The sequence below is a fragment of the Kitasatospora sp. NPDC059803 genome (assembly GCF_042732255.1).
GTDB lineage: Bacteria > Actinomycetota > Actinomycetes > Streptomycetales > Streptomycetaceae > Kitasatospora.
This window is the reverse complement of record NZ_JBHWIJ010000145.1, coordinates 1-10404: the sequence shown is the minus strand read 5'-3', so window position 1 is coordinate 10404 and position 10404 is coordinate 1. Positions and strand designations below refer to the sequence as shown.

Below are 10404 nucleotides of genomic sequence, written 5' to 3'. Positions count from 1 at the left end.
ACCACACCACGCCGTGGCGGTTCGTCCTGCTGGAGACGGGGGGGGGCCCCCCCCCGCGGGGCGCCGCGCGGCGCGCCGCCGGGCGGCGCGCCCCGCGCGCCCGCGCCGGCGGGGGCGACGCCCCGGGCGCCCGCCGCCCCCCCCCCGAACGCGCCGGACTTCGTCGGGGGGCGCTGGAGCGCCAGCGTCTGGGTGGCGAGCACGTGCTCGACGTCGCTGGTGCCGACGCCGAAGGCGAGCGCCCCGAAGGCGCCGTGCGTGGAGGTGTGGCTGTCGCCGCACACCACGGTCATGCCGGGGCGCACGAAGCCCAGTTCGGGCGCCACCACGTGCACGATGCCCTGCCGGTCGTCGCCGAGCGAGAACAGCTCGATCCCCTGCTCCTCGCAGTTCTCGCGCAGGCGCTCCAGCTGGGCGCTGCCCATCGCGTCCTTGACCAGCAGCGTGTTGGTGGGCACGTTGTGGTCTTCGAGGGCGAGCGCGAGGTCGGGCCGGCGGACCCGGCGGCCGGCCAGCTGGAGGCCGTCGAAGGCCTGCGGGGAACTCGCCTCGTGGAGCAGGTGCAGGTCGATGTAGAGCAGGTCGGGCTCGCCCGGTGCCTGGTCGACGACGTGGCTCTGCCAGACCTTCTCGATCAGGTTGCGCTCGGTGCCGCCCATCAGCTGGCCACCGCCATCTCGCTGGTGCGCTCCAGGCGCTCGGCGATGATCTCGCGCAGCTCGCCCAGTTCGATGCAGGTGCCGTCGGCGCGGCCCGCGATGTAGGTCTCGTAGATCTCGTCGAGCAGGTCGTGCTCGGCGCCGATTCCCATCTGGTCGAACAGGTTGCGGACCACATTGCGCCCGGAGTGCCGGCCGATGAGAATTCCGCGCTCGCGGCCGAAGCTGTGCGGCTCGACGTATTCGTAGGTCACCGGATTGCGCAGCATTCCGGCCTGGTGGATTCCGGCCTGGGTGGCGAAGGCGTTCTCCCCGAATATCGCCTTGTTGCGCGGCGTCGACATTCCGATGATCCGGGCCAGCAGCTGGTAGGCCTCGTAGAACTTCTCGGTGCGCAGCCGGCTGGTCAGGCCGAGCTGCTCGCCCTTGTAGAGCAGCACCGCGGCCAGCTCCTCCAGCGGGGTGTTGCCCGCGCGCTCGCCGATGCCGGCGATGGTGGCCTGCACCTCGTCCGCGCCGGCCTCGACGCCGGCCAGGGCGTTGGCGAGGGAGAGCCCGAGGTCCTGGTGGCAGTGGGTGGACAGGATGATGTGGTCCGGGATCCAGGAGCGGACCCGCGCCACCTGGGCGCCGAACTCGGACGGGATCAGGCAGCCGGTGGTGTCGGCGAGCGCCACCGTGTTGGCGCCCTCCTCGATGCCGGCCTCGATCATCGGGCGCAGCAGGTCGTCGCTGCCCCGGCTGGCGTCCTCGATGCCGAGCGTGATGTCGGTGAAGCCCAGCTCGCGGGCGAACCGGATGCTGTCGATGATCTCGTGCAGGCCCTCGGCCCGGGTGAGGCCGCGCTTGTGCTCCAGGTGGACGTCGCTGCCGGTGGCCATGATCTGGACCTGGTGGCGCTCGACGCCGCCGGCCTGGGCGGCCAGCTCGATGTCCGCGCGGACGGCCCGGTTGAGGGTCGCCACCTTGGCGGTGGTGAGCGCGCCCGCGATCAGTCTGGTCGCCTCGAAGTCACGCGGTGAGGAGCTGGGGAAGCCGGCCTCGATGGTGTCGACGCCGGTGGCCTCGATCGCGAGGGCCAGCTCCAGTTTCTGGTCGGGGTTCATCGCGTTGCCCGGGGCCTGTTCGCCGTCGCGCAGTGTCGAGTCGAATACCCGGAGCCGCCGTGCGGTGGGGACGGATTTCGGAGACATGGATTTTCCGCCTCTTTCGGGAACGCCGCCGGACGGGCGACCGGACGGGAGGTCGCGGTGTGCGGCGGCGGAGGATTGTGGCTGGCAGCGGTGACTTTACTGGTCCAGAATCACTGTCCGTCAAGACTTTTCGAACAAATAATCATTCGATGGCGGGCCGATAGCGGGACCCCTGACAATAGGCTTGACGCGCCCTTTTCCCGATGCATCGTGTACTGAGGCAAGGAGTGGTTTTCATGCGAGATATCCCGTCCGAGGAACGTCCGCCGGCCCGGTTACCGCGCCCGGGGCGGGTGGGCTGATGGCGAGGGTCATCGTCGAAGCGCTGGACAGCGTCCACGGGCGCACCGCCGCCGGCCTCGACGCGAGACTGGAGTCGCTGGTCGACAACGAGTGGGTGCCGGTGGTCGAGCGGAGAACGGACGCGAGCGGCCGGATCGAGGAGTGGGGCGGGACGGACGGCGGACGCGGCCTCTACCGGCTGGTGTTCGACGTCGACCGGTACTTCAGCGGGCTCGGCCTGTTCACCGTGCACCCCGAGGTGGCGGCCACCTTCCGAGTCTCCGACGGCGAGTCGGGGCACCGGGTGAGCCTCACCCTCTCGCTGAACCACTACGCGGTGGCCTTCATCGCCGACTAGGACGGTGGACCCGGGCCCGCGGGGGGCTCCGGGTCACCGGCGGCCAGCCGGGCGGAGCGCAGCAGGTCGAGGGTGCGGGCCTCCTCGGCGGGGGTCCGCATCAGGCGGAACACCAGCCGGGCCCGCCGCAGGTGCTGGACCGCCAGGTCGGCCTCCCCGGTGCCGAGCGCCAACTCGCCGAGGGTGACGAGGATCCGGCCCATGATCAGCCGCTCGTTGGAGCCCTCCGCGAGGAGCAGGGCGCGGTGCAGGGCGTGGGCGGCCTCGCCGCTCTCGCCGAGCCGGTGGCGGGCCGCGCCGATGCCGTGCAGGGCGTAGATCTCGCCGGTGTGGTCGCCGATCAACCGGACGACGTCGAGGGCGCGGGAGAAGGCCTCCAGGGCCCGGTCGTAGCCGCCGCGTTCCAGGTGGCTCTGGCCCATCCGGTGCAGCACCTGGGCCTCGACCCGCCGGCCGCGGCCCTCCCGGCTCAGCCGCAGCGCCTCGTCGAGGAGCTCTCCGGCGCCCTCCTCGTCGCCCGCGCCCAGTTTGAGCTGGGCCAGGTTGTGCAGCACGTAGGCGACGGCGACGGAGCCGCCGCTCGCCCGCAGGACGGTGAGGGCGGCCTGGTAGTGGGCGGTCGCCTCGTCGATCCGGCCGTCCACCCGGGCGAGGTAGCCGAGGCCGCGGGCGGTCAGGGCGGAGCCGAGGTCGTCGCCGAGGTCGGTGAAGATCCCGGCGGCCTGGCGGAAGCGCTCCTCGGCGGCGGCGAAGTTCTGCCGGGTCAGCGCGAGCGAGCCGAGGGAGTGCAGTGCGGCGGCCTGGCCGAGCCGGTCGCCGCCCTTGCGGGCGGCCGCGAGGGCGAGTTCGTGGGTGTCGCGCCAGTCGTCGAGCCGGCCGTGGGTCTCCAGGAACGTCACGGCGGTGACGGCGAGTTCCCAGCAGTGCGCGGTGAGGCCCATCATGGCCGCCTGCCTGACCCGGGGCACGAGCATGGGCCGCTCCCGGGCGAACCACCGCAGCGGCTCGGCCAGCAGCCGGTCCACCGTCCGGGCGGGCAGCGGGTGCAGGGCGGTGCCGCGGCCGCGGATCAGCACGTCGCGGCCGTACTCGCGCTGCCTCGCCTCGATCAGCAGGTAGAGGAAGCAGCCGATCACCCGGGCCAGTGCGGCCTCCCGCTCCTCGACGCTCTCCTCGTCGACGAGGCGTTCGCGCGCGAAGACCCGGATCAGGTTGTGCAGCCGGTACTGGGTGTGGCGGCCGGGCGCGGTGCCGACGGCGTCCAGCAGTTGGGCGTCGGAGAGTTCGTCGATCAGGTCCTGGACCTGGTACTCGGGGAGGTCGAGCAGCGCCATGCCGACCCAGGTGGAGAACGGCCCCTCGTCGATCAGGGCGATCCGCCGCAGCAGCCGGCGGGCGTCCTCGCTGACGCTCTCGTAGGTGAGCGAGAGGCCGGCCCTGATGCCGACGTCGGCGTACTTGAGCTCGTCGAGCCGGCGGGTCCCGTCCTCCAGCCGCTCCACCAGTTCGGTGATCTCCCAGTGCGGCCGGGCGGCGAGCCGGGCGCCGGCGATGCGCAGCGCCAGCGGCAGGTGGTCGCAGAGTTCGGCGAGCGCCTTCGCCGCCTCCGGTTCGGCCGCCACCCGCGCGGGGCCGGCGATCCGGCCGAGCAGTTCCGCGGACTGCTCGGGGTCGAAGGTGTCGACGTCCACCCGGACGGCTCCGGCGAGGCTGCCGATGTGCCGCCGGCTGGTGACGATCACGGCCGAGGTGGGCTTGCCCGGCAGCAGCGGGGTGATCTGGCTCTCGGTGGCGACGTTGTCGAGGACGATCAGCACCCGGCGCTCGGCGAGCAGGGCCCGGTACATCTCGGCCCGCTCCTCCAGCCCGTCGGGGATGGCGGTGCCGTTGACGCCGAGGGCGCGCAGGAAGCGCTCCAGCACCTGGGCCGGGCCGACGGTGTCGGGGGCCCCGGCGTGCAGGTCGGCGAAGAGCTGCCCGCCGGGGAACTCGGCGGCGATCTGGTGGGCCGCGTGGACGGCCACGGCGGTCTTGCCGACCCCGGCCTTGCCGACGACGGAGACGATCGGGACGGCCAGCCGGGACTGGTCGTGGGAGGAGAGCAGCAGCCGTTCGCGCAGGCCGGCGAGCAGGTGCTCGCGGCCGGTGAAGTCGGCGAGGTCGGCGGGGAGCATCTCCGGAACGGCGGCGGGGGCGGCGGGGGCCACGGGCGGCGCGGCGGCGGGCTCGGCGGCCGGGGCACCGTGGGCGGCGGCCGGACGGCTGTCGGGCAGGTCGAGCCGGGGGTCGCCGGCGAGGATGGAGAGTTCGAGCCGCTGCAGCCGGGGGTCGGGTTCGACGCCGAGTTCGTCGATCATCCACTGGCGGGTGTCGCGGTAGACCTGGAGCGCCTCGGTCTGGCGCCCGGAGCGGTAGAGCGCCAGCATCAGCTGGCCGCGCAGCCGCTCCCGTAACGGGAACTCGTCGACCAGGCCCAGGAGTTCGCCGACGGCCGCGCCGTGCCGGCCGAGCGCGAGTTCGAGCTGGATGCACTCCTCGGTGGCGCCGACCCACTGCTCGGTGAGCTGGCCGGCGGCGGAGCGGATCGACTCGCTGGGCAGGCCGCCGAGGGGGTCGCCGCGCCACAGTCCGAGCGCCTGCCGGAAGAGGGCGGCGGCCTCCGCCTTGCGGTCCTGGGCCTCCGCCCTGCGGTCGCGGTCCTCCGCCGTGCGGTCGTGGGCCTCCGCCTTCTGGTCGCGCAGCGCCCGCGCCTTCCCGACCCGGTCGCGGGCCTGGAGCAGGTCGAGCTGGTCGTCCGCCGCCTTCACCATGTAGCCCTGCGGGTGGGTGGTGATGACGTCGGAGAGGCCGTGCGCGGCGAACAGCCGGCGCAGGGCGGAGACGCTGATCTGCAACTGCGCGCGGGCGGTGGCCGGCGGGGCCTCCTCGTAGAGGGCGCGGACCAGGCGGTCCACGCTGACCACCCGGTTGACGTCGAGGAGCAGCGCGGCGAGCACCGTCTGCTGCCGGATCCCGCCGAGGTTCAGCGGCCTGGCGTCGACGAGCGCTTCGAGCGGGCCGAGAATGCGGTACTCGACCCGGGGCACGGGTGAGGAACTGCCGTCGTGGCGTATGCCGGAACCAGGTCTGTGCCCCACCGTTTCCACTCCCCCCAGAGGAATAGGCGCAGGATCGCAAGGCACTCTAAGGACGGCCCGGTCAATGGGTCAACGCTATTCAGTTCTCCCCAAAAGACGCCGCCTGACGGGTTGCGATCGGCGTCCGCACCCTCGGGTGACCCACGAAAAATCGGCACGGAAATGCCGGGTTGGGGGGGGGGGGCGCCCCCCCACGCGCCCCCCCGCCCCCCGGGGGGGGGTGCACCGATCCGGCCAACCGTCGCCCGGGGCGGTTTCAGGCCTTCATCAGCTCCGCGACCCGGAAGGCGAGGTCGAGGGACTGGCGGTGGTTCAGCCGCGGGTCGCAGGCCGTCTCGTAGCGCTGGTGCAGGTCCTCGGCGCGGACCTGGTCGCCGCCGCCGAGGCACTCCGTGACGTCGTCGCCGGTGAGCTCGACGTGGATGCCGCCGGCGTGCGTGCCCAGCTCCCGGTGCACCTCGAAGAAGCCGGCGACCTCGCCCAGGATGTCGTCGAAGCGGCGGGTCTTGCGGCCGTCGTCGGTCTGGACGGTGTTGCCGTGCATCGGGTCGCAGATCCAGGCGACCCGGGCGCCCTCCGCCGTGACCTTCTCCACCAGCGGCGGCAGCAGTTCGCGCACCCGGCCCGCGCCCATCCGCACCACGAAGGTCAGCCGGCCGGGCCGGCGGTCGGGGTCGAGGCGGTCGACGTAGCCGAGGACCTCGTCCGCGGTGGTCGTGGGGCCGAGCTTGACGGCGATCGGGTTGTGGATCCCGGCGAAGTAGGCGATGTGCGCGTCGTCCAGGCCCCTGGTCCGCTCGCCGACCCAGAGCAGGTGCCCGCTGGTGGCGTAGTGCGCCCCGGTGCGCGGGTCGGTGCGGGTGAGGGGCTGCTCGTAGTCCAGCAGCAGTCCCTCGTGGCTGGCGAAGAACTCGGCCTCCAGCAGCCCGGCCGGGTCGCAGCCGCAGGCTTGCAGGAAGCGCAGGGCGCGGTCCACACCGTCGGCCAGTTCCTCGTAGCGGCGGGCCTCGGCGGAGTCCTCCAGGAAGCCGCGGTTCCACTGGTGGGCCTGGTAGAGGGAGGCGCTGCCGCCGGCCGCGAAGCCGCGGACCAGGTTGAGGGTGACCGCCGACGCCTCGTACATCCGCCGCAGCCGCGCCGGGTCCGGGCGGCGGGCCGCCTCGGTGAACTCCGGGCCGTTGACCGCGTCGCCCCGGTAGGAGGGCAGGCTGAGGCCGTCACGGGTCTCGTCCGGCTGGGAGCGGGGCTTGGCGTACTGCCCGGCCAGCCGGCCGATCTTCACGACCGGGACGCCGCTCGCGTAGGTCAGCACCACCGCCATCTGCAGCAGGGTGCGCAGCTTGGCGGTGACCGCGTCCGCGGTGAGGCCGCCGAAGGTCTCGGCGCAGTCGCCGCCCTGGAGGACGAAGGCCTCGCCGGCGGCGACGGCGGCCATCCGGTCGGTCAGCCGGTCGCACTCCTCGGCGAGGACCAGGGGCGGGGCGGCCGACAGGTCGGCGACCACCTCGCGCAGCGCCGCCTGGTCCGGCCACTGCGGTTGCTGGGCCGCCGGCAGGGAACGCCAGGCGGCAGGTGCTCCGGTCTGCGGAATTCGATTCATCACGGCCCTCGGATGGGAACGGAAATCGCTGGCCCGCTCATTGCAGCCCGGCCGCGGAAAGAAGGTCAAGCGTCCGCGAATTGGCCTGCTCCCACACCGGAGAACTGGTCTGACCGCCTTCCGGGACGAACGGATTGACTGGGGGCCATTCGTTCACCGGCCGTACCCAGCCGGCCATTCACGATGAGGATTCCGATGCCAGACGCGCCATCGCACCCTCCGTTCGCCGTCCGGCTCGGCACCGCGCCGCTGCCGCCGCACGACCCGCTGGAGCTGTACACGCGGCTGGGCGACCGGCTCGGCGCGGAGCAGGTGTACCTGCTGGAGAGCCTGACCGAGTCCGGCCGGCAGGGCGGGCCCGCGGTGCTCGGCTGCGGCCCGCTCGCCGAGATCCGGCTGTACGGCTCGTACCTGGAGATCGACGGGATCGCGGAGCTCGCCCCGGTGCTGCGGGCGACCGCCGAGGCGGCGGGCCTCACCCCCGCCGGCGACGCCCCCGGGCGGCTGGAGGCCCCCGACCCGGCCCGCGTCTGGGAGTTCCTGCGGCGCGCGCAGGGCCTGTTCGGCCTGGAGCCGGGCCTGCCCGGCGACCGCTTCCACTTCGGCTTCCTGGCCCGGTTCGGCTACGACGCGGCCTGGCACATGGAGGACCTGCCGGCCCGGGCGCTGCCGCCGGCCCGCCCGGACGCCGTGCTGACACTGTTCCGCGACAGCGTGCACTACGGCACCGACGGCGCGCCGGTCCTGCGGACCGCCGACAGCCCGGCCTTCGGCGAGCACGGCCGGCACGACCTCGCGGGCGCGGCCCGGGAGGCGGCCGGGCAGGAGCCGCAGGCCGCGTGCCCGCCGGCCGCCCGTCCGCAGTCCGTGCACGACAGCGTGGACCGCGACACCTTCCACGGCTGGGTCCGGCGCTGCCTGGAGCACATCGGGGTCGGCGACATCTACCAGATCCAGGTCGGCCACCGGATCGACGTCCGCACCGCGCTGACGCCGGTCGAGGTCTACCGGCGGCTGCGCTCGCGCAACCCCTCCCCGCACATGTACCTGCTCCCGAACGGCGAGGGCACGCTGATCGGCGCCAGCCCCGAGCTGCTGTTCCGGATCGAGGACGGCCGGATCGTGATGCGCCCGATCGCCGGCACCACCCGTCGCGACCAGGACGAGGAGGAGAACGAGCGGCGGATCAAGGCCCTGCTGGCGAGCACCAAGGAGCAGGCCGAGCACGTCATGCTCGTCGACCTCTCCCGCAACGACATCAGCCGGGTCTGCAAGCCGCACACCCTGACGGCCGACGACCTGATGGTGGTGGAGACCTTCTCGCACGTCTTCCACCTGGTGTCCACGGTCAGCGCCGAGCTGGAGGAGGACGCCGACGTGTGGCGGTCGCTGTGCGCGACCTTCCCGGCCGGCACCATGACCGGCGCGCCCAAGCTGCGCGCCATGGAGATCATCCACGAGATCGAGCGGGAGCCGCGCGGGGCCTACGCCGGCGCCGTCGGCCTGATCGACGTCGGCGGCTGGAGCGAACTGGCGCTGTGCATCCGCACGATCGCGCACGACGGCGCGGTGTACTCCGTGCAGAGTTCCGCGGGGATCGTCGCCGACTCGACCCCCGAGGGCGAGTGGAACGAGACGTTGGCGAAGCTGGGCGCCGCCTACTGGGCCCTGACGGGTGAGGAGTTGACGGCGTGAAGGTTCTGCTGGTGGACGCGCGGGACAGCTTCGTCCACATCATCGACCAGTACCTGCGGGCGCTCGGCGCGGACACCGAGGTGGTCCGCTCGCACACCCGCACCCCCGAGCAGCTGGCCGCGACCGCGCCCGACGCGGTCGTGCTCGGCCCCGGCCCCGGGCACCCGGCGGCCTCCGGCCACGTCGAGCTCGTCCACCACTTCGCCGGGAAGGTCCCGCTGCTCGGCGTGTGCCTGGGCCACCAGGCGATCGGCCTGGCGTTCGGCGGGCGGGTCCAGGTCGCCGACCGGCTGATGCACGGGCGCACCAGCACCGTGACGCACGACGGGCGCGGCCTGTTCGCCGGCCTCGGAAACAGCCTCACCGCGACCAGGTACCACTCCCTGATCGTCACCCAGCCGCTGCCCGAGGACCTGGAACTCACCGCGACCGCCGACGACGACGGCTACGTCATGGGCATGCGGCACCGAAGCCTGCCCATCGAGTCGGTGCAGTTCCACCCCGAGAGCATCACCACCACCGGCGGCATGCAGCTGCTGGAGAACTTCCTCGCGGTCGGCGCCGGGCGCTGACCGCACGCACATCGGAATCGACGAGCGGAATGGGTGACCAGTGACAGGGAATGGTGAATCGCGCAGCTGGCCGCAGCTGCTCGCGGCGCTGATCGGCGGGACGGACCTGAGCACCGCCGACACCGCCTGGGCGATGGACCGGGTGATGCGCGGCGAGGCGGCGCCGGCGCAGCTGGCCGGGTTCCTGGTGGCGCTGCGGGCCAAGGGCGAGACCGCCGAGGAGGTCGACGGGCTGGTCCGGGCCGCGCGCGAGCACACGGTGCGGGTCGACGTGCCGGGGCCGACGCTGGACATCGTCGGCACCGGCGGGGACGGCGCGAAGACCGTGAACGTGTCCACCATGGCCGCGATCGTGGCGGCCGCCGCCGGGGCCCGGGTGGTCAAGCACGGCAACCGCTCGGCCTCCTCCGCCTCCGGCTCGGCGGACGTGCTGGAGCGGCTCGGCATCGCGCTGGAGCTCTCGGCCGAGGAGGTGGCCCGCTCGGTGCGCGAGATCGGGATCGGCTTCTGCTTCGCCCCCGCCTTCCACCCGGCGTTCCGCCACGCGGCCGTCGCCCGCAAGGAGTTGGGCGTGCCGACGGCGTTCAACGCGCTGGGCCCGCTGACCAACCCGGCCTCGCCCACGGCCATGGCGGTCGGCGTCGCCGATCCCCGGCTGGGCCCGCTGATCGCCGCCGTGTTCGCCCGCCAGGGCGTGGACGCGCTGGTCTTCCGGGGCGACGACGGCCTCGACGAACTGTCCGTCTCCACCACCTCGACGGTCTGGACGGCGACCACCGGCCGGGTCGTGCAGGAGCGGCTCGACCCGCGCGAACTCGGGATCGCCACGGCGGCCCCGGACGCGCTGCGCGGCGGCGACGCCGCCCACAACGCGGGCGTGGTCCACCCCCGCCAGGACGGCGGGCAGG

At 73.4% G+C, this 10404-nt stretch carries 8 protein-coding genes (1 of these 8 only partly in view); 4 read left to right on the top strand and 4 right to left on the bottom strand.

Features of this window, described 5'->3' with window-relative positions:
• Window positions 1-659: the 5' end (the start) of an aconitase family protein gene (locus ACFV6I_RS22470; protein ID WP_380427259.1), read on the bottom strand. 919 nt of this gene lie to the left of the window's left edge; the window shows 659 of its 1578 coding nt (coding positions 1-659); it begins with the start codon at window positions 657-659; its stop codon lies beyond the left edge, outside the window.
• Window positions 659-1852, bottom strand: coding sequence for a LeuA family protein (locus ACFV6I_RS22465; RefSeq protein ID WP_063349730.1), 1194 nt, complete (start codon window positions 1850-1852; stop codon window positions 659-661). Before ACFV6I_RS22465 ends, ACFV6I_RS22470 begins: the two co-directional genes overlap by 1 nt.
• A 301-nt stretch (window positions 1853-2153) precedes the next feature.
• On the opposite strand from ACFV6I_RS22465, the gene ACFV6I_RS22460 reads away from it, so the two are divergent.
• A complete protein-coding gene (locus ACFV6I_RS22460) occupies window positions 2154-2492 on the top strand; it encodes a hydroxyisourate hydrolase (RefSeq protein WP_063349729.1) in 339 nt (112 codons plus the stop codon).
• Here ACFV6I_RS22460 and ACFV6I_RS22455 read toward each other — a convergent pair.
• Both ACFV6I_RS22455 and ACFV6I_RS22450 read right to left on the bottom strand, forming a co-directional pair.
• On the bottom strand, window positions 2489-5578 hold the full coding sequence (locus tag ACFV6I_RS22455) for a BTAD domain-containing putative transcriptional regulator (protein WP_380427257.1): 3090 nt from the start codon (window positions 5576-5578) through the stop codon (window positions 2489-2491). The genes ACFV6I_RS22460 and ACFV6I_RS22455 overlap by 4 nt on opposite strands.
• Before the next feature lie 307 nt (window positions 5579-5885).
• Window positions 5886-7229, bottom strand: a complete 1344-nt coding sequence (locus tag ACFV6I_RS22450; RefSeq protein WP_063351485.1) for a class II 3-deoxy-7-phosphoheptulonate synthase — start codon at window positions 7227-7229, stop codon at window positions 5886-5888.
• A gap of 195 nt (window positions 7230-7424) precedes the next feature.
• On the opposite strand from ACFV6I_RS22450, the gene ACFV6I_RS22445 reads away from it, so the two are divergent.
• From ACFV6I_RS22445 to trpD, 3 genes are all read left to right on the top strand, one after another.
• The gene (locus tag ACFV6I_RS22445; protein ID WP_380427255.1) at window positions 7425-8924 is read left to right on the top strand and encodes an anthranilate synthase component I family protein; all 1500 of its coding nucleotides are present in this window, start codon (window positions 7425-7427) and stop codon (window positions 8922-8924) included.
• Complete coding sequence (locus tag ACFV6I_RS22440) at window positions 8921-9496, top strand: aminodeoxychorismate/anthranilate synthase component II (RefSeq protein ID WP_063349726.1); 576 nt, start codon at window positions 8921-8923, stop codon at window positions 9494-9496. Before ACFV6I_RS22445 ends, ACFV6I_RS22440 begins: the two co-directional genes overlap by 4 nt.
• A gap of 40 nt (window positions 9497-9536) precedes the next feature.
• Window positions 9537-10404: anthranilate phosphoribosyltransferase (gene trpD / locus ACFV6I_RS22435; protein ID WP_380427253.1), on the top strand; the 868-nt coding region annotated here is incomplete at its 3' end.